The sequence below is a fragment of the Streptomyces sp. NPDC088766 genome, assembly GCF_044750845.1.
Taxonomy (GTDB): domain Bacteria; phylum Actinomycetota; class Actinomycetes; order Streptomycetales; family Streptomycetaceae; genus Streptomyces.
This window is the reverse complement of record NZ_JBIVKQ010000022.1, coordinates 86,036-110,997: the sequence shown is the minus strand read 5'-3', so window position 1 is coordinate 110,997 and position 24,962 is coordinate 86,036. Positions and strand designations below refer to the sequence as shown.

General features: G+C 71.4%; 21 protein-coding genes, 2 pseudogenes and 1 riboswitch. Of the genes and pseudogenes, 16 read left to right on the top strand and 7 right to left on the bottom strand.

The window, feature by feature from the left end:
- Positions 1-45: 45 nt before the first annotated feature.
- On the top strand, positions 46-693 hold the full coding sequence (locus ACIP5W_RS26910; RefSeq protein WP_401478639.1) for a superoxide dismutase: 648 nt from the start codon (positions 46-48) through the stop codon (positions 691-693).
- Positions 694-842: 149 nt separating this feature from the next.
- On the opposite strand, the pseudogene ACIP5W_RS26905 reads toward ACIP5W_RS26910, so the two are convergent.
- The 7 genes and pseudogenes from ACIP5W_RS26905 to metE all read right to left on the bottom strand — a co-directional run bounded on the left by ACIP5W_RS26905 (position 843) and on the right by metE (position 8,805).
- Positions 843-1,278, bottom strand: a pseudogene (locus tag ACIP5W_RS26905) (GNAT family N-acetyltransferase).
- 18 nt (positions 1,279-1,296) lie between these two features.
- Positions 1,297-1,968: an ABC transporter ATP-binding protein gene (locus ACIP5W_RS26900; RefSeq protein ID WP_401478636.1), complete on the bottom strand. Its 672-nt coding sequence runs from the start codon at positions 1,966-1,968 to the stop codon at positions 1,297-1,299.
- Positions 1,961-2,926, bottom strand: coding sequence for an ABC transporter ATP-binding protein (locus ACIP5W_RS26895; RefSeq protein ID WP_401478633.1), 966 nt, complete (start codon positions 2,924-2,926; stop codon positions 1,961-1,963). Before ACIP5W_RS26895 ends, ACIP5W_RS26900 begins: the two co-directional genes overlap by 8 nt.
- Positions 2,923-3,804 carry an ABC transporter permease gene (locus ACIP5W_RS26890; RefSeq protein ID WP_401478631.1) on the bottom strand — a complete coding sequence of 294 codons (882 nt, stop codon included), beginning with the start codon at positions 3,802-3,804 and terminating at the stop codon, positions 2,923-2,925. Before ACIP5W_RS26890 ends, ACIP5W_RS26895 begins: the two co-directional genes overlap by 4 nt.
- A gap of 13 nt (positions 3,805-3,817) precedes the next feature.
- Entirely contained in the window at positions 3,818-4,786 is a 969-nt protein-coding gene (locus tag ACIP5W_RS26885) for an ABC transporter permease (RefSeq protein ID WP_401478628.1), read from the bottom strand.
- Positions 4,787-4,809: 23 nt separating this feature from the next.
- Positions 4,810-6,393, bottom strand: a complete 1,584-nt coding sequence (locus tag ACIP5W_RS26880) for an ABC transporter substrate-binding protein (protein WP_401478723.1) — start codon at positions 6,391-6,393, stop codon at positions 4,810-4,812.
- 93 nt (positions 6,394-6,486) lie between these two features.
- The gene (gene metE / locus ACIP5W_RS26875; protein WP_401478625.1) at positions 6,487-8,805 is read right to left on the bottom strand and encodes a 5-methyltetrahydropteroyltriglutamate--homocysteine S-methyltransferase; all 2,319 of its coding nucleotides are present in this window, start codon (positions 8,803-8,805) and stop codon (positions 6,487-6,489) included.
- 171 nt (positions 8,806-8,976) lie between these two features.
- Positions 8,977-9,168, bottom strand: a riboswitch (cobalamin riboswitch).
- 347 nt (positions 9,169-9,515) lie between these two features.
- On the opposite strand from metE, the pseudogene ACIP5W_RS26870 reads away from it, so the two are divergent.
- From ACIP5W_RS26870 to ACIP5W_RS26800, 15 genes and pseudogenes are all read left to right on the top strand, one after another.
- A pseudogene (locus ACIP5W_RS26870) lies at positions 9,516-10,334 on the top strand (HoxN/HupN/NixA family nickel/cobalt transporter); the annotation flags it as partial.
- A gap of 230 nt (positions 10,335-10,564) precedes the next feature.
- Complete coding sequence (locus tag ACIP5W_RS26865; protein ID WP_401478622.1) at positions 10,565-11,152, top strand: hypothetical protein; 588 nt, start codon at positions 10,565-10,567, stop codon at positions 11,150-11,152.
- A 38-nt stretch (positions 11,153-11,190) separates the two neighbouring features.
- Positions 11,191-11,928 (top strand): YcnI family protein, encoded by a 738-nt coding sequence (locus ACIP5W_RS26860; RefSeq protein ID WP_401478619.1) that lies wholly within the window; start codon positions 11,191-11,193, stop codon positions 11,926-11,928.
- Between the two features lie 718 nt (positions 11,929-12,646).
- Complete coding sequence (locus ACIP5W_RS26855; RefSeq protein ID WP_401478616.1) at positions 12,647-14,941, top strand: heavy metal translocating P-type ATPase; 2,295 nt, start codon at positions 12,647-12,649, stop codon at positions 14,939-14,941.
- On the top strand, positions 14,938-15,480 hold the full coding sequence (locus ACIP5W_RS26850; RefSeq protein WP_401478613.1) for a copper chaperone PCu(A)C: 543 nt from the start codon (positions 14,938-14,940) through the stop codon (positions 15,478-15,480). The genes ACIP5W_RS26855 and ACIP5W_RS26850 overlap by 4 nt, the downstream gene beginning before the upstream one ends.
- Positions 15,481-15,614: 134 nt before the next feature.
- Complete coding sequence (locus ACIP5W_RS26845) at positions 15,615-16,370, top strand: hypothetical protein (protein ID WP_401478610.1); 756 nt, start codon at positions 15,615-15,617, stop codon at positions 16,368-16,370.
- A gap of 237 nt (positions 16,371-16,607) precedes the next feature.
- Positions 16,608-17,210, top strand: a complete 603-nt coding sequence (locus tag ACIP5W_RS26840) for a sigma-70 family RNA polymerase sigma factor (RefSeq protein WP_401478607.1) — start codon at positions 16,608-16,610, stop codon at positions 17,208-17,210.
- Between the two features lie 181 nt (positions 17,211-17,391).
- Complete coding sequence (locus ACIP5W_RS26835) at positions 17,392-18,033, top strand: ATP-binding cassette domain-containing protein (protein ID WP_401478604.1); 642 nt, start codon at positions 17,392-17,394, stop codon at positions 18,031-18,033.
- A 97-nt stretch (positions 18,034-18,130) separates the two neighbouring features.
- Positions 18,131-18,886: an aspartyl/asparaginyl beta-hydroxylase domain-containing protein gene (locus ACIP5W_RS26830; RefSeq protein WP_401478601.1), complete on the top strand. Its 756-nt coding sequence runs from the start codon at positions 18,131-18,133 to the stop codon at positions 18,884-18,886.
- 224 nt (positions 18,887-19,110) lie between these two features.
- On the top strand, positions 19,111-20,484 hold the full coding sequence (locus tag ACIP5W_RS26825) for an MFS transporter (protein ID WP_401478598.1): 1,374 nt from the start codon (positions 19,111-19,113) through the stop codon (positions 20,482-20,484).
- Between the two features lie 42 nt (positions 20,485-20,526).
- Positions 20,527-21,576 carry a beta-ketoacyl-ACP synthase III gene (locus ACIP5W_RS26820; protein WP_401478595.1) on the top strand — a complete coding sequence of 350 codons (1,050 nt, stop codon included), beginning with the start codon at positions 20,527-20,529 and terminating at the stop codon, positions 21,574-21,576.
- Positions 21,573-21,812 carry an acyl carrier protein gene (locus ACIP5W_RS26815; protein ID WP_327408382.1) on the top strand — a complete coding sequence of 80 codons (240 nt, stop codon included), beginning with the start codon at positions 21,573-21,575 and terminating at the stop codon, positions 21,810-21,812. Before ACIP5W_RS26820 ends, ACIP5W_RS26815 begins: the two co-directional genes overlap by 4 nt.
- A 22-nt stretch (positions 21,813-21,834) precedes the next feature.
- Positions 21,835-22,725: a TauD/TfdA dioxygenase family protein gene (locus ACIP5W_RS26810; protein WP_401478591.1), complete on the top strand. Its 891-nt coding sequence runs from the start codon at positions 21,835-21,837 to the stop codon at positions 22,723-22,725.
- Positions 22,722-23,270, top strand: coding sequence for an FcoT family thioesterase (locus tag ACIP5W_RS26805; RefSeq protein WP_401478588.1), 549 nt, complete (start codon positions 22,722-22,724; stop codon positions 23,268-23,270). The genes ACIP5W_RS26810 and ACIP5W_RS26805 overlap by 4 nt, the downstream gene beginning before the upstream one ends.
- Positions 23,271-23,292: 22 nt before the next feature.
- Complete coding sequence (locus tag ACIP5W_RS26800) at positions 23,293-24,876, top strand: long-chain-fatty-acid--CoA ligase (RefSeq protein WP_401478585.1); 1,584 nt, start codon at positions 23,293-23,295, stop codon at positions 24,874-24,876.
- The last annotated feature ends 86 nt before the right edge of the window (positions 24,877-24,962 follow it).

The following is a 24,962-nucleotide window of genomic DNA, read 5'->3' as shown; positions in this document are numbered from 1 at the left end:
CGTGCAGCTGCACATCATTCGCAATTATGTCGGAGGACGTTGGACATGCCGGTGTACACGCTCCCGGAACTTCCGTACGACTACGCGGCGCTCGCTCCCGTCATCAGCCCCGAGATCATCGAGCTGCACCACGACAAGCACCACGCCGCCTACGTCAAGGGCGCCAACGACACGCTGGAGCAGCTGGCGGAGGCGCGGGACAAGGAGACCTGGGGCTCCATCAACGGCCTGGAGAAGAACCTGGCCTTCCACCTGTCCGGCCACATCCTGCACAGCATCTACTGGCAGAACATGACCGGCCCGAAGGACGGCGGCGGCGAGCCCCTGGCCGCCGACGGCGTGGGCGACCTCGCCGACGCGATCACCGAGTCCTTCGGCTCCTTCGCCGGTTTCAAGGCCCAGCTCACCAAGGCCGCCGCGACCACCCAGGGCTCCGGCTGGGGCGTCCTGGCCTACGAGCCGGTCAGCGGCCGGCTGATCGTCGAGCAGGTCTACGACCACCAGGGCAACGTCGGCCAGGGCTCGACCCCGATCCTGGTCTTCGACGCGTGGGAGCACGCCTTCTACCTCCAGTACAAGAACCAGAAGGTCGACTTCATCGACGCCATGTGGGCCGTCGTCAACTGGCAGGACGTGGCCAAGCGCTACGCCGCCGCCAAGGAACGCGGCGACAGCCTGCTGCTGCGCCCGTGACGCCGTAGGCACGTCGGCACCGACGTCCTGCTCGTGATCGTCTTCTCACCCTTCACGGAGCAGGCGGTACAACGGAAGGCTCCCGCAGGCCCGATGCCTGCGGGAGCCTTCCTGCTGCTGCGGCTGGCTTGAAGGGTGGTTGGGCGGGCTCACGTGATGGCGAACCGCAACTCGGGACGCTCCCGGTCGACCTTCGGTGGTGAGGGGGCAACCGTGCCCACCCGTACGGCGCCCAGGCGTCGGTAGAACTCCTCGGCCGGGGGATGGCAGACCACCCGTACCTCGGTCAGGCCGGCCGCTCTGCCCTGAGCGATCATGTGCTCGATGAGGAGCCGGCCGACACCTCTTCCCTGAGCGTCGTCCGCCACGAACGCCAGGTCCAGCTCCCGGTGGCTCAAGCAGCAGGGCGTAGAAGCCCTGGAGCCGTTCGGCCTCATCGACGGCCACGAAGACCCGGTGTCGGGCGATGTGGTCGGCGGTGACCCGGTAGCCGGAGACGATCGAGGCGTACGGTCCCCGGCAGGCAGCGCAGCTGTGGATCAGGCGGGTGAGGTGGTCTGCGTCCTGCACGGTGGCGCGTCTGATCGTCTGGACTGCATCCGCCTACTCCCCGGCCGCTGCGGCGGTCACTTTCTCCCAGTGGACGGTGCGGTCGCACCAGCGGTCCAGGAGCACCTGGTCGTGGCCGACGGCGAGCAGTCCGGCACCGGTGGCGGTGCGGTAGTCCTCGACGGCCGCCACCAGGGCGGCGGCGGTGGAGGCGTCGAGCATCGCGGTCATCTCGTCGCAGATCAGCCAGCGCGGACGCAGGACGAGGGCGCGGGCGAGGCAGGCGCGTTGGAGCTGGCCGTCGCTGACCTCGTGGGGTCGGCGGTCCAAGAGGTCGGGGGTGAGGCCGACGGACAGGACCAACTCGGCGAGGCGCGGTGCAATTTCGTCGCGCCGGCCGGTGGCGCGCAGGGGCTCGGCGATCAGGTCCGTGAGCCGCAGCCGCGGGTCGGCGGAGAGGCGGGGCTGCTGGAAGACCACGCCGAAGGCGGTGCGTTGAGGGCGTGGGGCGCGGTAGCGCCAGCCACGTACGGGTTCGCCGTCGAGCGTCACCGTTCCTGTGTCGGGGCGGTGCAGCAGAGCTGCGACCCGGGCCAGGGTGGATTTGCCGCAGCCGCTGGGACCCAGGAGCCCGACGCTCTCGCCGGGAGCGAGGGCCAGGGTGGCGTTGCGGACGACGGGAGTGTTCTTGTCGTAGCCGGCGGTGATGTCGTGCAGTTCAAGCACGGAGGTCCTCCGGTACGTGCGGGTGGTGGCAGGCGACGCCGTCGGCCGGCTGGGGAAGTGCGGTGCAGGCGTCGGTGGCCCGCTCGCAGCGCGCGGCGAAGGCGCAGCCGTCGGGCAGGGCGCCGAGTTCGGGCGGCATGCCGGGGATCGGGGTGAAGGCGCGGTCGGGGAGGGCCTGGAGGAGGCCGCGGCTGTAGGGGTGGCAGGGGCCGGGAGCGCCGAAGAAGGCTTTCGCGTCGGTGAGTTCGACGATCCGGCCCGCGTACATCACGGCCACGCGGTCGGCGATGCGCTCGGCGGCGGCCAGGTCGTGGGTGATCACGAGCAGGGCGCGTCGGCCGGTGTCGACGTGGCGGCGTAGTTCGTCCACGGTGTGGTCCACCAGGTCGCGGTCGAGGCCGGTGGTGGGCTCGTCGGCCAGGAGCAGGGGCGCGTCGCCGACGAGGGCGAGAGCGGTGGCGGCGCGCTGGGCCAGGCCGCCGGAGAGTTCGTGCGGGTGGTGGTCGAGGTGGCCGGCGGGGAAGGCGGCGCGTTCGGCAGCTGCCTCGGCCGCGGATCGCAGGGCTGCCCGTCCTCGCGTGTCGGTCAACGCCTTGACGGCTTCTTCCAGTTGGGAGCGGACCGTGCGCACCGGCGTGAGGTGCGCGGCGGGACTCTGCGGAATGAGGCCGATCAGGCGGCCCCGTACCGTCCGCGCCAGCGTCCGTTCGTCGGCGGCGAGCAGATCCAGATCACCGAGCCGGGCCTCGCCCGCGCCCTGGGCGTTGGCGGGCAGCAGACCCAGCAGGGCGGAGGCGAGGACCGACTTGCCGCAGCCGCTCTCGCCGATCAGGGCGAGACACTCGCCGGCCGCCACGTCGAAGTACGCGTCGGTGACGGCGGCGATCCGCCGCCCGCCCGGCATGAGGAAACGCACGGACAGGCCGCGTACCGAGAGGACCGGGGTGGGGTCGGTCACAGCATCAGCTCCGATCGGCGGCGGGGATTGATCCGCTCCCGCCAGGCCCCCGCGAGACCGGCGATGGCGAGCGTGGGCACGATGATGAACAGGCCCGGGAAGAGGGTCGGCCACCACTGCCCGGCGAGCAGCGAGCCGCGTGCGCCCTGGATGAGGTTGCCGAGGCTGGCCGTGTGGGTGGGCAGGCCGAGTCCGAGGAAGGAGAGGGCGGATTCGTGCCACATGGCGTGCGGCACCATCAGTACGGCGGCCAGCGTGGCCTGCGGCAGCACACCGGGCAGCAGGTGCCGTACGGCGACCCGCCACCGGGACGCGCCGCCGGAGACGGCGGCGTCGATGTGGGGGCGCGAGCGCAGGGACAGCACCTCGGCGCGCACGATCCGGGCGGTCGACAGCCAGTGGGTGAGCGCGACCGAGACCACCACCGGCCAGACGCCCGGCCGGAACATCGCGACGATGAAGATGCCCAGCAGCAGGTGGGGTACGGAGGAGACGGTGTCGACGACCCTCATGAGGGCGCGGTCGGCCCAGCCGCCCAGCGCCCCGGCCGTCGCCCCGACCGCCGCGCCGATCACGGTCGCCGCCAGGGCTGCCGCGACTCCGACCAGCAGGGACACCCGCAGGCCGTAGACACAGCGCAAAAGCAGGTCCCGGCCGAGGTCGTCGGTGCCGAAGGGGTGCGACCAGCTCGGGGACAGCAGCTTCGCGCCCAGGTCGACCGCCTGCTGGTCGAGCTGCACCAGCGGTGGCACCAGGAGTACGGCGAGGACGATGACACCCACCAGGGCCAGCGAGATGCGCACCCGCAGTGTCCTGGTGGAGCGGCGGCTCGTGCCGTACGACCGCCAGACGGGCTCGGCCGTCGATGCACCTGTCATCTCGCCAGTCGCTTCACATGTCACTGAACTTCACCCTCGGGTCGAACAGGCCGTAGAGCAGGTCGGCGAGGAGGTTGCCGACGAGGACCGCGGCGGTGGCCAGCGTTGTCAGGGCGGCGAGCAGCGGGAAGTCGACGGCGGTGGCCGCCTGGACGGTGGCCGCAGCGATGCCGGGCCAGCTGAAGACGCTCTCCACCAGCAGGGCTCCGGTGATGAGTTCGGGCACCCGGGAGCCGACCAGGGTGAGGACCGGGAGCAGGCCGGAGCGCAGGGCATGGCCGAGCAGGACCGTTCGCTCACTCAGCCCCCTGGCCCGTGCCCCGCCTACAGGGTCCTCGGCGAGAGCGTCGCCGACGCCTTGGCGGACGTACAAGGTGAACCAGGGCAGCTGGGAGACGGCGAGCACCCCGGCCGGCAGCACGAGGTGACGGGCCACCTGCCCCGGTGTGACCTGCTCGCTCGCCGTGTCGGTGAGACCGCCGGCCGGGAGCACACCCAGGTGCAGGGCGAACAGCCACACGGCCAGCAGGGCGAGCCAGAAGACGGGCGCCGCCTCCAGCGAGTAGGCGAGGGAGGTGATGATCCGGTCGAGCACCGATCCCGGGCGCCGGGCCGCGAGCACCCCGAGCACCGTGCCCGTCAGCACGGCCACCCCGAACGCGACCGCGCACAACAGCGAGGACCAGACGAGGCGTTCGCCGATGACCTGGGCAACGGGCTGCCGCAGCACGCTGGACTGCCCGAGATCGCCGCCGAGCGCGGCGGTCAGCCAGTGCCACCAGCGGGAGGTGAACGGCTGGTCCACGCCCAGGTTCTCCCGCAGCCGCGCCAGCGTCTCCGCGTCGGCGCCCAGGGCTGCCGTGCCCGCATACGCCCTGACGGGGTCGAAGGGGGAGGCCGCGGCGATCGCGAAGACGCCGAAGGTCACGACAAGCAGGATCGGGGCGGCGAACAGCAGCCTCCGGCCCGCCAGTCGTGCCATCGCTCCCCAGGGAAGGGAGGACCTCACTTCTTCGGCTGCCAGGCTTCGAGGTTCCACCACGGGCCGGAGGCGAAGCCGTGCTCGTGCGGCTCGACCTGCGTGGTCAGGCCCTCCCAGCGGTCGGCGAGGACGTACACGTGGTCGATGTGGGTGAGGAAGGTGTAGCCGGGGTTCTTCACCAGTTCGCGCTGGAGGCTGTCGTAGGCGGCCTTGCGGATCGCCGGGTCCGAGCTGTGGCGGCCGGTGTCCAGGGCCTTGTCCACGACCGGGTCGTCGTAGCGGGCCATGTTGTTGAACCCGTCGCCGGCGAGGGAGGAGTGCAGCAGCGTGTAGAGGCCGTAGTCGGGGTCGCCGTTGCTGCCGAAGCCCGCCAGGACCGCGGTGTTCTTCATGCGTGGCTCGATGACCTCCCAGGTGGCGCTCTCCACCTTCACGTCGATGCCGGCCTTCTTGGCGTCGGAGGCGTAGGCGAGGGCGTGGTCCTGGCGGACCTTGTCGCCGGAGGGGTAGAGGAGGGTGAACGAGGCCCGCTGTCCGTCCTTGGCGCGGATGCCGCCGTCGGCGGATTTCCAGCCCGCCTGGTCCAGGATCTGCCTGGCCTTGGTGAGGTCCTGCTTGCGCTCGATGCCCTTGGCGAACCAGGGGTCGTCGACGGGCAGCGGCCCGTACGCCGGGCGCCCGGCGCCGTCCAGGATCTTGTCGACCATGGCCTGCCGGTCCACGGCCGTGTCCAGGGCCTGGCGGATCGCCCGGTCGCCGGTGACCTTGTTCTCCTGCGGGAGGGTCACCGTGCGGAAGTCGTAGGACTTCGCGTCGTACGTCTTCTTCGCCTTGTCGCTCTTGAAGGTGGCGGCGAGATTGGGCGGCAGGATCGCGCCGTCGAGGTCGCCGGAACGCAGCCGGGTGGCGCGTACATCGTCGTCCGCGATGACCGCCATGGTCACCTTCTTCACCTTCGGCGCACCGCCCCAGTAGCCGGGGTTGGCCTTGAAGGTGAGCTTCTCGCCCTTGCTCCAGGAGGCGAGCAGGTAGGGGCCGGTGCCGACCGGCTTGGTGTTGAAGGAGCCGGTGTTGGGATCCTGCCTGCCCGCGACGTGCTCGGGGACGATGGGCAGGACCGTGCGCCCGGCGAAGGGCGCGTACGGGTACTTGAGGGTGAAGACCACCTTGTCGCGGCCGTCCGCCCGCACGTCCTTGATGGCGTCCAGTTCGCTGCGGTTGGTGTTGTTGGTCTTCGCGTCGAGGATCGTGTCGTACGTGAAGACGACGTCGGCGGAGGTCAGGGGCTCGCCGTCGCTGAACTTCACGCCGTCGCGCAGGGTGTAGGTGTAGGTGAGGCCGTCGGCGGCGACCTCCGGCAGGGCCTTCGCGAGCGCCGGTCTCAGCTTCAGGTCGGCGCCGCGGGCGAGCAGCCCGTCGAAGATCTTCGAGTTGCCGTCCTTGCCGTACCCGAGCAGCGGACTGAGCGTGTCCGGCTCCGAGGCCACCCCGATCACGACCGAGTCGGCCGCGTCGCCGCTTCCCGTGCTGTTGCCGGGGGCCGAGCAGGCGGCGACACCCGTGAGTATCGCCGCCGCGGCGGCTGTCCGTATCCGTCGGACCGTCATGAACCTCACACCCTTATTGATGATCCAGAGCTGTTGCATATTAATTGCAATAAGGGCTACCCGGATCGATGGGAGGACAGTCCGCCGCTTCTGTCAGTCCGTGGACACCTCCCGGCGTACCTCCCTCGCGGCTGCGACCAGGCGTTCCAGGGAGGCCCGGACCTCGGGCCAGCCGCGGGTCTTCAGGCCGCAGTCGGGGTTGACCCACAGGCGTTCGGCGGGGATGGCCTTGAGACCGGTGCGCAGCAGGTCGGCGGCCTCCTCCGTGCTCGGCACGCGCGGGGAGTGGATGTCGTACACACCAGGCCCGGCCTCCCGCGGATAGCCGTGCGCCGCCAGTTCCCGGGCGACCTGCATGTGCGAGCGGGCCGCCTCCAGGCTGATGACGTCGGCGTCGAGGTCGTCGATCGCCTGGACGATGTCGCCGAACTCGGCGTAGCACATGTGGGTGTGGATCTGTGTGTCGGGACGGACTCCGCTGGTGCTGAGCCGGAACGCCTCCGTCGCCCAGGCGAGGTAGGCGGGATGGTCGGCGGCCCGCAGTGGCAGTGTCTCGCGCAGTGCGGGTTCGTCGACCTGGATGACGGAAGTCCCGGCCGTCTCCAGGTCGTTGACCTCGTCGCGCAGGGCGAGGGCGACCTGGCGGGCGGTCTCGCCGAGGGGCTGGTCGTCGCGGACGAAGGACCAGGCGAGCATGGTCACCGGACCGGTGAGCATGCCCTTGACCGGCTTGGTGGTGAGGGACTGGGCGTACGACGTCCAGCGCACGGTCATCGGCCCGGGGCGGGAGATGTCGCCGGCCAGGATCGGCGGACGCACGTAGCGGGTGCCGTACGACTGCACCCAGCCGTGCCGGGTGGCGAGGTAGCCGGTGAGCTGTTCGGCGAAGTACTGGACCATGTCGTTGCGTTCGGCCTCGCCGTGGACCAGGACGTCGATGCCGGTCTTCTCCTGGAAGGAGATCACCTCCTGGATCTCGGCCCTGATGCGCTCCTCGTATGCGGCCGGGTCGATCCGGCCCGCGCGCAGGTCGGCACGGGCGGCGCGCAGTTCTCCGGTCTGCGGGAAGGAGCCGATGGTCGTCGTGGGCAGCAACGGCAGCTTCAGGTGGGCGCGTTGGGCGGCGGCGCGTTGCCGGTAGGGATAGGAGCGGCGGGCGTCGAACGCGGTGACGGCCGCCGTGCGTGCGCGGACGGCAGGGTCGTGGGTGATCGGTGAACCCGCCCGGGAGGCCAGGTCGGCGCGGTTGGCGGCCAGTTCGGCGGCGATGGTGTCGGTGCCCTGGGCGAGGCCCTTGGCGAGGGTGGCGATCTCGGCGGTCTTCTGCCTGGCGAAGGCCAGCCAGCGCAGGATCTGCGGCTCGATGTCCCGCTCGGCCGACGTGTCCAGCGGGACGTGGAGGAGGGAGCAGGAGGCGGCGACGTCGACCCGGTCGGCCAGCCCGAGCAGGGTGCCGAGGGTGGCGAGGGACGCGGAGAGGTCGTTGACCCAGATATTGCGGCCGCTGACGACCCCGGCGATCAGGCGCTTGCCGGGCAGTCCGCCCACGGCGGCCAGGGCGTCCAGGTTGGCGGCGGCCGGTCCGGTGAAATCGAGGGCGAGCCCCTCGACGGGGGCCTTGGCCAGCACGGGGAGTGCCTCGCCGAGCCGGTCGAAATAGGAGGCGACCAGCAGCCGTGGCCGGTCGGTGAGGCCGCCCAGATCGCGGTAGGCGCGAGCGGTGGCGTTCAGCTCGGCCGGGGCGCGGTCCTGGACCAGGGCGGGCTCGTCGAGCTGCACCCACTCGGCGCCCGCCGCCCGCAGGTCGGCGAGCACCTCGCTGTACACAGGGAGCAGCCGGTCGAGAAGGGTGAGCGGGTCGAAGCCGTCGGGGGCGTCGGGGGCGGGCTTGGCGAGCAGCAGATAGGTGACCGGGCCGACCAGGACGGGCCGCGCGGCGAGCCCCAGCGCCAGGGCTTCCCGCAGCTCACTGACCTGCTTCGTCGAGTCGGCCGCGAACACGGTGTCCGGACCCAGCTCCGGCACGAGGTAGTGGTAGTTGGTGTCGAACCACTTCGTCATCTCCAGCGGCGCACTGTCCTGGGTGCCGCGGGCCATGGCGAAGTACCCGTCGAGGGCGTCGGCATCGACGGCTGCGCGATGCCGGGCGGGGATCGCGCCGACCATGACGCTGGTGTCGAGGACGTGGTCGTAGTGCGAGAAGTCACCGGTCGGGACCTCGTGGAGACCTGCGTCTGCGAGCTGCCCCCAGTTGGCGCGGCGGATGCCGGCGGCCGTCTCGCGGAGGGCGTCGGCGGTGACCCGGCCCTTCCAGTAGCCCTCGATCGCCTTCTTCAGTTCCCGGTCGGGTCCCTGACGGGGATAACCGTGGACGGTGGCCCGTACGGCCGCGGCTGCGGACTTGGCTGTCACGAAACTCTCCTTCGCGAGCTCTGGACGAGAGCGACCCCAAAGACCGGGGAGTGCGAGCGCGAAGCGATGACAGACCGGACGAGCCACGACATGCGTGCCCGCCTGATATGTACGCCGACCCGCCCACGAGGTCACCGGGATCTCCGCGCACGGCGGTCCGCGCGCGGGCAGTGGCAGGTCTTCGGACTCACGGGCACGCCTCGTTCTTCCACGAGGCACCTACTGGCCGTCGCTTCCCAAGCCCGTCACATCCAGGCCCAGTGCGTATGACGGCGGTCGTTCCCGCTCACCGCTGCGGGGCAGTCCCGGATTCCCACCGGGTTCCCTCTTACGACGCGCCTGCCTGGCGGACAGGGCGAACCAGCTGCGCGGCCAGCCTATACACGGCCCGGGCGCAGGGGCGACCCGCAGAGGTCACCTGGTGTCAGGAACTGCTCGCCCCCTGGGCCGACATGGGACTGAAACCTGCCGCGTCGGCACGTTCGTCCTGCACGTGATCGTCTTCTCAGCCTTCACTCGCAGGGGGGTAGGACGAAGGGCTCCCGCGAGGACGTGACTTGAGAGAGCCCTTCGGCCGTCCGGATGTCTCAGGCTGAGGGCAAGTAACCGAGCCAGTCACCATCACGGGCGCTGACGGCTCCGGCGGATGCCGCCTGAGGGTCGGGTCGCGCTGGGAGCCGAACGCCCATGAGACGTGGTCGCATTCGATACGGCCGAGGGGCGTCGGGTTCTGGTTCGGGCTCGGCCACTCCAGCGTGGTGGTCGCCATGGCCGCCCTGGTCGCGGGCGGCGCGCAGCTCGCCGGCACGCTGCTGAACGACGACTCCCGTACCCACCAGACGCTCGGTGTCGTCGGCACGACCGTTTCCGGGACCTTCCTCTACCTCATCGCGGCGCTCAACCTCGTAGCGCTCGCCGGCATCCTGCGGGTCTTCCGGGCGATGCGCTCCGGCACGTACGACGAGGCCGCTCTCGAGCAGCACCTGGACTCGCGGGGGTTCATGAACCGCATCCTGGGCCGTTTCACCAGGTCGATCACCCGGCCCGGGCAGATGTTCCCGCTGGGCTTCCTGTTCGGTCTCGGCTTCGACACCGCCACCGAGGTCATCCTGATGGTGATGGCGGGCAGCGGCGCCGCCGCTGGGCTGCCGTGGTACGCGATCCTGTGCCTGCCGCTGCTGTTCGCGGCGGGGATGAGCCTGTTCGACACCCTCGACGGGACGTTCATGAACTTCGCCTACCAGTGGGCGTTCTCCAACCCGGTGCGCAAGGTGTTCTACAACCTCGCCATCACGGGTCTGTCCATCGCGGTCGCCTTCCTGATCGGCACCATCGAACTGGTCGGAGCACTGCACGAGAAGCTCGGTCTGCGCGACGCGGTGACCGAATGGATCGCCGGCCTGGACCCGGACAACGTCGGCTACATCATCGTCGGCCTGTTCGTGATCGTGTGGGCGGCGGCGCTGGTGTACTGGCGGCTGGCCAAGGTGGAGCAGAGGTGGGCCGCCCGTCTCGCCGAGGGCGGCTGACACCCGGCGCGCGATCCGCTGCCGGACTGTGCGGCCGTGGCGGTGAAGCGCGAGGACGGCCCTGTTCCCGGCGTACTTGCTCGTCCTGGCCTCTGTGCCAGTGCCGGGAACGGGACGGTGCCCGGGTCCGACTGCTGAGAGGAAGGCGGACTGCGCCGGACCGGACGCCGTGGTGGTTTTCCTGCCCAGGCGGGGGGAGTGATCCGTCGGCCGCATGGCAGCATCGGGGCATGAGTGCGTCCCCGGCGGTACGGAGCCTGCGCGCGGCGGTGTTCGCCGCGCTGTGCGTGCTGCTCGCCGCCGGGGGGCACGCGCTGGCGACCGGTACGGCACCGGCCGTGTGGGTGCAGGCCGCCGGGTTCGTGCCGGTCTTCGGGGCCGGGTACCTGCTGGGCGGCCGGGAGCGGTCGCTGGCGGCCATCGGCATCGGCACTCTCACCGCCCAGGGCGCACTGCACGTCGCGTACGGTGCCGCCCGGCCGCACGCCACGATGGGCATGCAGGGCATGCGCATGTCCCACGCGCATGCCCTGACCCCGCACGCCATCGCCGCTCATGTCGCGGCTGCCCTGGTACTGACCTGCTGGCTGCGGCGCGGGGAGGCCGCGCTGTGGTCGCTGCTGCGCCGGGCCGCGGCGCTCGTGCCGGGCCTGGTGGCCTGGTGGCTGGTGAGCGGCGGGGTACGGCTGCTGCCGGATGTGCGGGACGTCGTAGGACCGCGTCGGTGGGCCGACGGACCGCGCCTGCTCAGAGGCCTCCTGCTGCGGCACGCGGTGCAGCGGCGCGGGCCGCCGCCCGGGAGCGCGTACCCGATCTGACCCCGACACGCCCTTCCCGTAGGGAGATCGACCCACCCATGTCCCGAGTACGCATCACGCCGCGCCGCGCCGGCGCCGTCACCGCTCTCGCCGCGGCCGGAGTCCTGGCCGCCGCGGGCATCGCCTCCGCGCACGTCACCGTCCACCCCGACAGCTACGCCAAGGGCGCCACCGACGGCGTCCTGACCTTCCGCGTCCCCAACGAGGAGGACACCGCCTCCACCACCAAGGTCCAGGTCTTCCTGCCCACCGACCACCCCGTCCTCGGCGTCCTCGTCTCCCCGCGCGACGGCTGGAGCGCCAAGGTCACGAACACGAAGCTCAAGACGCCGGTCAAGACCGACGACGGCACCATCACCGACGCCGTCTCCGAGGTCACCTGGACCGGCGGCAAGATCGACCCCGGGCACTACGAGGACTTCGACGTCGCCTTCGGGCAGCTGCCCGAGGACACCGGCCAGCTGACCTTCAAGACGCTCCAGACCTACTCCGACGGCAAGACCGTCCGCTGGATCGAGGAGGCTGCGCAGGGCGACGAGGAGCCGGAGAACCCGGCTCCGGTCCTCAAGCTGACCGCGAAGAACGCGTCGGACGAGGCCGGCGTGCCGACCGCCTCCGCGTCCCCCTCGAAGACCTCCGCGTCCGCGGCCTCCGACAGCAGCGACTCCACCGCCCGCGGTCTCGGCGTGGCCGGGCTGGTCGTGGGCGTACTGGGCCTGGCCGCGGCGGCCTTCGCCATTGTGCGTGGCCGCTCCGGCGGTTCCCGGCCCGAGTGAGGCGGCGTGCCCTGCCGATGGTGAGCAGTCGGCAGGGCACGGCGTCGTCGAGCCGTTGCCATATACGTGGCGCACGCCGTAGGAGCGCTCCAGGGGTCGGACCCTCGCCTGTCCGCCCCTTGGACGGGTGCAACTGGATTCGCCGGAAGTGGAGGCGTACGCAGTGCGCGCCTGCCCGGCTGAGCCGTGTGCACGCGGGTGCCTTCTGTGGGGCGACATCTGTGGGGCCGCCGGGGAGGGACTGACCGGCCCGGCGTCCGCGAACTGCTCACCGGCGTGCGAGCCTGCCTCGACGTTCTCGGTCAGGCGGGTACAACACCGGTTACCCATGTGACGCAAGTCACGATTAGATGCTGGAACTCGACGCTCTGTCGACTCGACTACTGGAGTGCTACGGCTACAACCGCCGTCTCTCGCAGGACGGTTCGATGCGACCAGGAAGGTCGGGCATGGCCGATATTCCCTTGTCACCCCCCTCCGCCGGCGGGGCCGCCCGCAGACTGCTCCCGGCTCCCGCGCTCTGCGGGTTCCTGCTTCTGCTGGCGCTGGTGTTCTCGGTGTCCTACGCCGCCGGGTCGGCGGCGGGGCCGGTGGCGCCGGGTATGCACGGCACTGGGAGAACCGGGAGCAGTGGCGGGAGCGGCGGGAGTGACGGGGGCGGCGGTGGCGGCGGTGGCATGGACGACATGCCGGGGATGGGCCATGGGAGCGGTGAGTGATGGTGGCCGAACCGATGGCGAGCCTCGTGGTCACGGACGTCACCGTGGGCGGGATGACCTGCGCGGCCTGCGTCCGGAGGGTGGAGAAGAAGCTCGCCAAGCTGGAGGGCGTCACGGCCACGGTCAACCTGGCCACGGGGCTCGCGCGGGTCAGCCACCCGGCCGCCGTCGCGCCCGAGGATCTCGTCACCGCGGTCGAGCAGGCCGGATACCAGGCCGCCCTGCCCGTGCGTGAGGACGAGGAGCCGACCGAGGAAGCGGACGAGGCCGCGAGCGACGAGGCCCGCCGTGAGCGGGAACGGATCGTGGTCACCGCTCTGCTGGCGGTGCCGGTCCTGGTGCTGTCGATGGTGCCGGCCCTGCAGTTCCGCAACTGGCAGTGGCTGTGCTTCGTGCTGGCCGCCCCGGTGGCTGTGTGGAGCGCCTGGCCCTTTCACATCAGGGCGCTGCGGGGGCTGCGGCACTCCACGGCCACCATGGACACCCTCGTCTCGCTCGGCGTCGCGGCGTCCTTCTCCTGGTCGGTGTACGCGCTGTTCCTCGGGGGAGCGGGCGAGCCCGGGATGCGGATGTCGTTCAGTCTGGTGCCCTCCGCGTCGGAGGGCATGGCGCACCTGTATCTCGAAGCCGCCGTCAGTGTGCCGCTGTTCGTGCTGACCGGGCGGTTCCTGGAGGCGCGGGCGCGGCGGGGGACCGGTGCGGCGCTGCGGTCGCTGGCGGAACTGGCCGCCAAGAAGGTGTCCGTACGCGACGGGCACGGTGAGAGGTCGGTCCCCATCGAGCAGTTGCGGGTGGGGCAGGTCTTCGTGGTGCGTCCCGGTGAGCGGGTCGCCACCGACGGGCGGGTCGTGGAGGGCAGTTCGGCTGTGGACCTGTCGCTGGTCACCGGCGAGAGCGAACCCGTGGAGGTGTCTCCCGGCTCGGCCCTGGTCGGCGGGGCCGTCAACGCGGGCGGGCTGCTGCTCGTCGAGGCCACGGCGGTCGGCGCGGACACCCAGCTCGCCCGGATCACCCGCCTCGTGACGGAGGCGCAGGCCGGCAAGGCGCGGGCGCAGCGGCTGGCCGACGCGGTCGCCGGAGTCTTCGTTCCCGTGGTCCTGGCGGTCGCGGTGACCGTCCTGGGGTTCTGGCTGGGTGCCGGAGCCGACCCGCAGGCGGCGCTCACCGCCTGTGTGGCCGTCCTGGTCGTGGCCTGCCCGTGCGCGCTGGGGCTGGCGACGCCGACCGCCCTGATGGCGGCCACCGGGCGGGGGGCCCAGCTGGGCGTGCTGGTGAGCGGGCCGCAGACACTGGAGGCTCTGCAGCATGTGGACACGGTCGTGCTGGACAAGACCGGCACGCTGACCACCGGCCACATGACGGTGGCCAAGGTCACCGTGCTGCCGGGCGAGCTCGGGCAGGATGCGGTGATGCGGCTGGCCGGGGCGGTGGAGCGCGGCTCCGAGCATCCGATCGGGCGGGCGGTCACCGCGTACGCGGGCCGCACACAGGCGCCCGGACCGCTGCCGGACGTAACGGACTTCGCCGCGGTGCCGGGACACGGCGTGAGCGGCCGGGTGGACGGCCTCACGGTGGAGGTGGGTGCACCGGACGGCAAGCTGCCGCGCGCGCTGGCCAAAGCGCTGGCCGAGGCCGAGGAGGCCGCGCACACCCCGGTCCTGGTGCGGGTCGACGGCCGGGCCAAGGCACTGATCGCGGTCGGGGACCTGGTGCGCCCCGGCAGCTACCGGGCCGTGGAGCGGCTGCGCCGGCTGGGTGTCCGCCCGGTGCTCGCCACCGGCGACCGCCCGGCGCCCGCCCGAGCGGTCGCCGCCGCCCTGAACATCGACGAGGTGCACGCCCGCTGCACCCCCGAGGACAAGGCCGCCCTCGTACGGCAGTTGAAGGAGGAGGGCGCCAGGGTCGCGGTGGTCGGCGACGGCGTGAACGACGCCGCCGCACTCGCCGAAGCCGACCTGGGCATCGCCATGGGCAGCGGCACCGACGTGGCCATCGGCGCCGCCGACCTGACCCTGGCCCGCGGGGACATCGAGGCGCTCGTCGACGCCGTCCTGCTCGCCCGGCGCACGCTGGGCACGATCCGGGCCAACCTGGTGTGGGCGTTCGGCTACAACGTCGTCACCGTGCCGCTGGCCATGGTCGGCCTGCTCGATCCGATGTTCGCCGCCGCGGCGATGTCGGTGAGTTCCGTGCTGGTGGTCGCCAACAGCCTGCGGCTGCGCACCTGGCAGCCCTCTGCCGCCCGCGGCCGGAGCCGCCCCGGGACGCGGGGCGCGAAGGCCGGTGCCCGATGAAGCCGATCACGGACCCGCTGTCCTCCCTCAAGCGACTCGACCGGCGGCGGCTGCGGGACGCAGCGCTCGCCGCTCTCGTGCCCGTCGCCGCGTGCAGTGTGGCGCTGGCCGGCCTGACGGCCTGGGTCGGCACGGGCCGGGCCGGCAGCCCGGCGGCCGTCCGGGTCACGGAGGGCAAAGTGCTGCTGCCGTCCGACGGAGTCCCGGAGACGGCGGCGTTCTTCCACATCGCCAACGAGGGCGGCTCGGCCGACACCCTGGTCCGGATCACGGCACGTGATGTCCCCGGTGAGATAACGCTCTCCCGGCACCGCATGCGGCAGGGCAACGCGGCCTACCGGTCCACGATCGACTCCGTCTCCGTCGCGGCGGGCGACAGCCTCGCCATGTCGCCGAGCGGGGTGGACCTGACCGTGCCCGTGCCCTCGGACCAGTGGCGTTCAGGTGATCTCGTGTCGTTCACCCTGGAGTTCCGGCGCAGCGGCCGGGTGAAGGTCCTGGCCGTCGTGGTGCCGCCGGATTCGGCGTCGCTCACGTAGTCGTCCGCTGCCGTCCCCGAGTTCCGCTGTACTTGGTGTGAGGTGTGTCACCTCGCTGGCGGTGAGTCGAGGGACGGGAGTTCGTACGTACCCTCTGACGACGATCGGACGCCGGGTGCGAGGATGAGCGGGCTATGACTGTCCGAGGGTGGTGCCGCGTGCTGCGGGCCGGCGTGTTCGCCGCCGCCTGCGTGCTGCTCGCCGCCCTCGGGCACGTGACCATGTCGGGGACCCCCGTGCCGTGGTGGGCGATGGCCGCCGGAGCGACCGCGACCGGCGTGGCCGGATGGTTGCTGGCCGGCCGGGAGCGTGGCCGCAAGCCGATCGTGGTGGTCGTGACCGCCGCGCAGGCGGTGCTCCACGAGACGTTCACCCAGGCGCAGAAGCTCGCGTCGGCGCCGGAGCCTGCCGTCATGCCCGGCGCCGGCGGCTCGACGGGCACGAGCACCATGGACATGGGCTCGACGGGGTCGATGGACATGGGCTCCATGGGCGGCATGGACATGGGGTCGGCCGCGCACTCGGTGCACGGCATGGCCGGCGTCGGACACCTGCACGACATGCACGGCATGGCCGGCGTCGGACACCTGCACGACATGCACGGCATGAGCGGTGCGGCTTCGGTCGGCATGTTCGGCGCGCACCTGCTGGCCGCGGTGCTGTGCGGGCTGTGGCTGGCCCATGGCGAGCGGGCCGTGTTCCGCGTCCTCAGGACCGCGGCGGCCTGGCTGACGGCCCCGCTGCGGCTGCTGCTGGCGGCCGTGCCCGCACCGCTGGGCCGCCCGTCCGTGCGCAGGCGCCGTGACTTCGCCTGCCCGGCTCCGGTGCGGCTGCTGTTGTGCTGTTCCCTCACCTTCCGTGGGCCGCCCGCGGGTGCCGCTGTCGTCTGAGACAGCCGGATCCACCCGGGGCCCAGCCCTGCGCCTCCCGTCGTCCTGCGGCGCATTCGCGCGCAGATCTGCCGACGGTCCTCTCGCGGCGGCGCGCTCACGCGCCGCCGCCGGCAGGCAGTCCCTCACAGGCCCCGGGCATCGCCGTACCTCTCGCGTACGGACGCACCCCATGTGCCGGTGTGCCGTGCCCTCGTGCGGGCCCGGTCCCGGAAGACCTGAGAAGGACATCACGTGATGATCTCTGTCCTGCCCGCTGTCCGCGCGGACCGCGCCTCCGCGGACGCGTCGGCGACCGCCTGGGCACTGGCTGCCCGCGGCGGCGACCCCGACGCGGCCGAACACTTCGTCCGCGCCCTGCACGGTGACGTGCTGCGCTACGTGGCCCACCTCAGCGGCGATCCCCAGACCGCCCACGACCTGACCCAGGACACCTTCGCGCGCGCCTTCGGCAGCCTGCACCGCTACGAAGGCCGCGCCTCGGCCCGGACCTGGCTGCTGGCCATCGCCCGGCGCGCGGTCGCCGACAGCCTGCGCCGGGCCGCGGTCCGGCCCCGGATCGCGGACGCCGTCGACTGGCAGACGGCGGTGGAACGCTCACAGCCGAGCGGCCTGCCGGGCTTCGACGAGGGGGTGGCCCTGCTCGACCTGCTGGAGAGCCTGCCCGACGAACGCCGGGAAGCGTTCGTGCTGACCCAGGTGGTCGGGCTGTCGTACGAGGAGACGGCCGGGTTCGTCGGCTGCCCCGTCGGCACGGTCCGCTCCCGGGTCAACCGAGCCCGCGCCACCCTGGAGCGGCTGCTGCAGGAAGCCGGGACACCGAGCGCCCTCGCGGCCTGACACCGGGCCACTTCCCCCGGTGGCGCGGCCCCGAGACGCGGGCCGCGCCACCGGGAACTCGACGGCCCGGGCGGGCGACTACTGGGACGTGACAGTCAACAGCGAGCGATCCCGCTCTCCAGTACCGCGGTTGTGGCCACGTGCGGCCGATCCGCTCGCACTGGACGTAGGACTGAGGGCCGTGACCTGCGCAGGCGCCCAGGAGCTGACGCTGCACGTCGCGGCCGGCGAACGTGTCGCCCTGAGCGGCCGGGACGGGGCGACAGCCACGGCGCTGCTGCGCGCGGTGGCCGGGCTGAACCCGGTGGACGGCGGGCAGATCACGGTGGGCGGCCGGGGCAGCCGCACTCCCGCCGAGCGGGCGTGGCGCACCAGGGCCTGCGCCTGGCTCCCCCGGAGCCCCGTCCCGGCCCGCTCGCAGGCGCGGGCGGCCGACGTACTGGCCCGCAGCGCACACCCGGCAGCGGCTGCCTTCGCCGCTGACCTGCTGGGCGTCGCAGAACTGACGAACCTCCCCCTGCACGGCCTCACGCCGGGCGAGATCCAGCGCCTGCACTGGGCCCGGGTGATCGGCTGTATGGCGGCAGGAGCCGGTGTGCTGCTGGCCGACGAGCCTGCCGAAGGACTCGAACCGGACGACCGCGAGGCTCTTGTGCTCCTGCTCGCCGAACTGCCGGTGACCCTCCTGATGGCGACCGCGGACCCGGTGCTCAGGGCCCTGTGCGACCGGCGGGTGGGTACGACGTCCGACCGCCCCGGCGCACCCTGTACACCCCTCGCGACTGGCGTCGGGCCCAAGTCCCCTGCCTGTCTACAGAATTGACGGAACATCGCGGGAACTCCGCGGCTTCTTCACCCGACTACTACTGCGACACCGGCTCGTCAGCCGACCACGGCGGTAGTGGCCAGGAGGGGCCTGCATGACACCCGAGATAGACGACGCCTTCGCGGCGATCAGAAGCACGCACGGCGCGGACTCGATCCAACGCGTGGAACGGATGCTGGAGCCCGGGGGAGGAGCGCGGCGCCACCCGCTCCAGAAGGGCGCCAAGTGGATCCTCCCGGGGCTCTCCCCGACGCCCTGGCACGACCCCCACGGCCATCCCGAACTGACCCCGGTCGTCGAGGCGTTCGAAGCCGCCCATCCGGCGATCAAGGAGGAACTGGGCGCGGCCTGGGCCGGGCACCGGGAGGCGTTCTCGGACTACGAGCACTACCTGACCCGCCAGCAGGACTGGCAGGCCCTCTACCTGTACCGGAACGGGGGACTGGTCGAGGAATCCGCGGGAACCGCACCCACGGCATACAAAGTCCTCAAAGAGTTCGCCGCCGAGACAGACCTGATCTGCCCCCTCCTGGAATGCCATTTCTCCACTCTGCTGCCCGGGGCGTCCATCGCCCCGCATTGCGACCTGTGGAACTTCAGCATCAATCTTCATCTCGCTGTCGACATTCCGGACGGGTGCAGCATCACAGTGGCCGGTGAAACCCGGTCCTGGCAGGAGGGGAAGTGCCTGCTCTTCGACTACTCCTTCGAGCACGAGGCGCGTAACGACGGCGACCGCCCGCGAACCTGCCTGCTCGTGGACCTGTGGCACCCGGAGACCACCGTTCCGGAACGACAGGCGCTGACCGCGCTCATCACGGAAGTCAGGCGCCTTATGGGAAACGACTGACCAGCTGAATCAGGGACCGATAAGCCATCCGACAGCAGTGCTGTCGGCTTTCCGTGCTGCCCGAAAATGCATTCAACACCCTCGATTGACGCCTTCCGTGCGGGCCGTTTTCAAGCCGTGCTGCCGGTGTTATGGTGACTGAAAATGGTCGACCGATTCAATTCGGCGACCTGAATTTCTTGTTGTTTCTTTTTTTCGCTGATCAGTGAGGAGGACGTCGACCGGTGCGAGCACGACTTTCCCTTCTCGTTCTGGCGCTGGCCCAGCTGGTCATCGCGCTCGACTACAACATCGTCTACGTCGCCCTCCCCGAGATAGGCGCCGAACTCGGTTTCTCCCCGCACGACCTGCAGTGGGTGGTCAGCGCCTACGTCGTCACGACGGGCGGCTTCCTCCTGCTCGGTGGCCGCACGGCCGATCTGCTGGGCCGGCGTCGGACCTTCGTCGCCGCGGCGCTCGTCTACGCGGGGTCCTCGCTGGTGGGAGGCCTGTCCCAGTCGGCCGGCGTCCTCATCGCCGTCCGCGCGGCGCAGGGCATCGGCGGCTCGCTGCTCTTCCCCGCCACCCTCGCCCTGATCAACACGATCTACGAGGAGGGCCCTCACCGGAACCGGGCTCTCGCGGTATGGGGCGCGGCCGGGGCCGGGGGTCTGTGTTTCGGGTCGCTGCTGGGCGGGGTGCTCGTGGAGGCGTTCGGCTGGCCGTCGGTGTTCTTCGTCAACGTCCCCGTCGCGGCGGCGCTGGCGTGGGCGGGCCTGCGGCTTTTCCCTGCGGACGGCCCGCGCACCGGCACCCGGCGGTTCGACGTCACCGGCGCGCTGGCCGCCACCGGTGGGATCACGCTCTTCGTGTTCCTGCTGGTGCACGCTCCCGAGGCCGGCTGGGGCAGCCCGTCCGCCCTGCTGAGCGCGGTGCTCTCGGTCACTCTGCTGAGCGTCTTCGCGTTCGTCGAGACCCGCGCGCGCGATCCGCTGGTCCCGGCCCGGCTGTTCGCCCACCGGGGCCTGGTCGCCGCCATGGCGATCACCGCCCTCTACAGCGCCACCTTCAGCTCGCTGCCCTACTTCATGACCCTGTACTTCCAGAACGTGCGCGGCTACGGCGCGTTCGCAACGGGCCTGGCGTTCCTCGTCCCGGCCGTGGTGACCGCCCTGGGCACCCAGGCCGGTGAGTGGGCCGTCGCCCGCGTCGGAGTACGCCGCATGCTGGTCGGCGGCATGGCGCTGGGTGCGGCAGGGGCGGCCGCCCTCGGTCTCGCGCTCACCGGGGACGGTTCGTACGCCCTGCTGCTGCCGGGGATCGTGCTGCTCGGGCTCGGCCAGGGCGCCGCCTGGACCGGCATGTGGATCGTCGCCGCCTCCGGAGTGGCCGCCGAGGACCAGGGCGTGGCCTCCGGCATGGCCTCCACGACGCTCCAGGTCGGCGGCGCGGTCGGCCTCGCCCTGCTGGTCGCCCTGTCCGGCAGCGTCGGTCAGGGCCCGCCGGACGAGGCCCTGTTGACCGGGATACGTGGCGCCGTGTTCGCGGTCGCGGCCGTCCTGTGCTGCGGCGTGCCGCTCACCCTGACCCTGCGCAGAACCGCGACCGCCGCCGTGTAGACGCCTCACCCACCCCCTTCTCACCCCACGAGGAGAACAGCTGTGCCCAGCAACACCCCAAGCCCGCCGGGCCCGGCGGCCGTCCTGTGCGGACTGGCCGGATGGGTGCCGCCCCGTGTGGTCACCAACGACGAACTCGCCGAGCGGCTGGACACCGACGACACCTGGATCCGTACCCGCACCGGGATTCGCAGCCGGCACGTCGCCGAGCCCGGCCAGGCCACCTCCGACCTCGCCGTCGAAGCGGGTCGGCTCGCCCTGCGCTCGGCCGGTGGCGCCCCCGCTGACGCGGTGATCGTCACCACGACCACCCCGGACCGTCCCTGCCCCGCCACCGCGCCCGTGGTGGCCACCCGCCTCGGCCTCGTGGGGGCGGCGGCCTTCGACGTCGGCGCGGTGTGTACGGGTTTCGTGTACGGCCTCGCAACAGCCGCCGGGCTGATCGCCGTCGGGGTCGCCCGCCGGGTGCTGCTGATCGGCGCGGACACCTACTCCACCATCGTCGACCCGCTGGACCGCACCAACGCCATCATCTTCGGGGACGGCGCCGGCGCGGTCGTCCTGCGCGCGGGAGACGCGGACGAGGCCGGCGCGGTCGGCCACTTCGATCTCGGCAGCGACGGCGCCCACGAAGACCTGATCACGGTCGCCGCCGGCGGCTCCCGCCAGCGTGCCACCGGAGGCGAACCCACCCACGCTGACCGGTACTTCGCGATGCGCGGCAAGGAGGTCTACCGGCACGCGGTGACCCGCATGGCCGCCTCGGCCAGGGCGACCCTGGACCGGGCCGGGTGGAAGACCGGCGACGTCGACCACTTCGTGCCCCACCAGGCCAACCTGCGCATCCTGCACTCCGTCGCCGACGACCTGGGCCTGCCGCGGGAGCGTTGCGTGGCCAACGTCGACGCGGTCGGCAACACCGGAGCCGCCTCCATCCCGCTCGCCCTGGCCGACGCCGTGGCCCACCGGCGGATCCGCCCCGGCGACCGCCTCCTGCTCACCGCCTTCGGCGGCGGCCTCACCTGGGGCTCCTGCCTGACGACCTGGCCCGAACTCGCCCCGCACCCGCACCCGGAACGGACCACACCATGACCACCTACGAGCAGATCGTCGCCGTCATCGTCCATCTGCACGACGTCCCCGCGGACCTGATCCGTCCCGAGGCCACCCTCGGCGCGCTGGACGTGGACTCCCTGACGACGGTCGAGATCAGCATCCGCATCGAACGCGACCTCGGCGTCACCGTCGGCGACGACGAACTCCAGCCCGACCTCACCCTCGGCCAGATCGCCGACCTGGTCGACTCCCGCCGCACCACCACCGTCTGAACCCCACGAGAGGACCGCAGCCATGCAGATCAATGACCAGCCGGGAGCCGCGCTCGGTGTCACCGTCGAGGACTTCGACCACACCACCGCCTCCGAGGCGGACATCGAGGCCCTCAAGGCGGCCGTCTACACGAAGAAGATCGCCGTCCTGAAGGGCCAGGACCTCACCCCCGAGCAGTTCCTCGCCCTGGGCAAGCGTCTGGGACGCCCCGAGACGTACTACGAGCCGATGTACAAGCACCCGGACGTCCCGGAGATATTCGTCTCCTCCAACGTCCCGGAGAACGGCAGGCAGATAGGTGTGCCGAAGACCGGCAAGTTCTGGCACGCCGACTACCAGTTCATGCCCGACCCCTTCGGCATCACCCTCATCCACCCCCAGGTCGTCCCCGAGAAGAACCGCGGCACCTACTTCATCGACATGGGCCGGGCGTACGAGAAGCTGCCGGCCGAGCTGAAGAAGGAGATCGCCGGGACGCGCTGCCGCCACTCGGTGCGCAAGTACTTCAAGATCCGGCCGCACGACGTCTACCGCCCGATCTCCGAGATCATCGAAGAGGTCGAGACGAAGACCCCGCCCGTCGTCCAGCCCACCACCTTCACCCACCCCATGACCGGCGAAACGGTCCTCTACATCAGCGAGGGCTTCACCGTCGGCATCGAGAACGAGGACGGCGAACCGCTCGACGAAGAGCTCCTCAAGCGGCTCTTCGAGGCCACCGGCCAGCTCGACGACACCTTCGAGCACGAGGGCATCCACCTGCAGAGCTTCGAGAAGGGCGACCTGCTGGTCTGGGACAACCGCAGCCTCATCCACCGCGCCCGCCACACCACCACCCCGGAGCCCACTGTCTCCCACCGCGTCACCGTCCACGACGAGCGCAGGCTCTACGACGGGATGCGCGCCGCGTGACCGCGCCCGCCACCGCCCGCGCCGACGCCCCGCCCCAGCGGTCGTACCCCACCGACGAGGAACTGCTGGCCCGGATCCTGGTGCCCTACAAGGAGCACTGCAAGTACCTGAAGTCGGCCGAGGTCACGGCCGCAGCCGGACTCGCCTCCGCACGCTGCGCGTTCGCGATCGAGGAGTCCTGCTACATCGACGACACCGGCCATCTGAACTCGGTCGAGGTCAACATCGCCTACAACCAGATGATGTACTACCTGGTCGCCAAGTCCGTGAAGGAAGGGCTGCTGACCGGCTTCGAGGACTGGACCCTCGACGACTTCTGGCGCCACCAGCTTCCTGACATCCTCATCGCCCGCTTCGCCTCGAACTTCCGGCGGCCCGTCAACCCCCGTCAATTCACAGGGGAGATGGAGTTCCGCTCCGTGACCCGGCGGGCCCCCGGCGGCGGCAGCCCCTTCCTCCACGCCCAGACCGTCTTCCGCTACCAGGACGCCCACGGCGGCCGGAGCGACGGCGAGGCGACCCTCGCATTCGTCAACATTTCCTGACCTCACCGGAGGCAGAGCTTTCATGGAGACATCCACGGCGCCGCAGCCGAAGGGCACCAGGCTCCACCACGCCGAACTGAGCACCCTCGTCCACACCACCCGCTTCCACGCCGCCCGGCAGCCGGACGCCACGGCGGTGATCTGCGAGGACCGCACCCTGACCTACGCGGACCTGCACCAACACAGCAACCGTATGGCGCACGCCCTGCGGGCCGGGGGACTCGGCGAGGGTGACCGGGTGGCCTTCCTGGGCAGGGAGTCCGAGCACTACTACGAGGCCCTCTTCGCCTGTGCCAAGACCGGCACCGTGCTGGTCCCGGTCAACTGGCGGCTCACCGCGCCCGAGGTGAGCCACATCCTCCAGGACTCCGGCACCCGGCTGCTGTTCCTGGAGGACGAGTTCGCCCCGATCGTCGAGAACATGCCCACCAAGCCGCCCGAGAGCGTCGTACCGGTGAACGCGATAGCCACCTGGCGAGCCGAACACCTCGACAGCGACACGGAGTTCGAGCCGACCCCCGACACCCCGGTCGCCCAGCTCTACACCAGCGGCACCACCGGCCTGCCCAAGGGCGTCGTCCTCGCCCACCGCAGCTTCTTCGCGATCCGCGACGGTCTCGCGAGCGAGGGACTGGACTGGATCGACTGGCGAGCGGGCGACATCGCCCTGATCGGCATCCCCGGCTTCCACGTCGGCGGACTGTGGTGGGCCACCCAGAACTTCAACGCCGGTACGACGGTGGTGGCGATGCGTGCCTTCGCCGCCCGGCAGGCCATCGACCTCATCCGCGACCTCGGCATCACCACCGCCTGCGTGGTCCCGGCGATGTTGCGCATGATGCTCACCGAACCCGGGGTGAGCGCGAAGGACTTCACCACCCTGCGCAAGACCGTGTACGGCGGCTCCCCGATCTCCGAAGCGCTGCTGGAGGAGAGTCTCGCCGTCCTGGACTGCGAGTTCGCCCAGATCTACGGGCTGACCGAGACCGGCAACACCGCTGTCTGCCTGCCCCCGGCCGCCCATGTCCCGGGCGGGTCGCTCATGCAGGCCGCCGGCCACCCCTACCCGGGGGTGCGGGCCAAGGTGATCGACGACGAGGGCCGGGAGCTGCCCCCGGGCGCGGTCGGCGAGGTCTGCCTGCACACCCCCGCGCGGATGGTCGAGTACTGGGGACTGCCCGACAAGACCGCCGAGACGCTCGTCGACGGCTGGATCCACACCGGGGACGCCGGGTACCTCGACGAGGACGGCTACGTCTTCATCCGCGACCGCATCAAGGACGCCATCCTCGTCGCGGGCGAGAACGTCTACCCCGCCGAGATCGAGAACGTCCTGGAACACCACCCCGGGGTCGGGGAGGCGGTCGTGGTCGGCATTCCCGACGAGCGGTGGGGCGAGAAGGTGCACGCCTTCGTCGTCCCTGCGGCAGGCGAGCGGCCCAGCCCCCGGGACCTGCACACCTTCCTCGTGCCGCGTCTGGCCGCGTTCAAACTGCCCGCGAGCTACGAGTTCACCGACCACGTCCCGCGCAACCCCAGCGGCAAGATCCTCCGCCGCGAACTGCGCGACCGCTTCTGGAGCGACTCCGCGCGCAAGGTCAACTGACCGATCCGCCCGCGCCATTGCCGTGTCGGCCATCGGCGCGGGCAGCCCGGCGAGCCCCGGCACACCACCGGACGAGTCACTGAGAG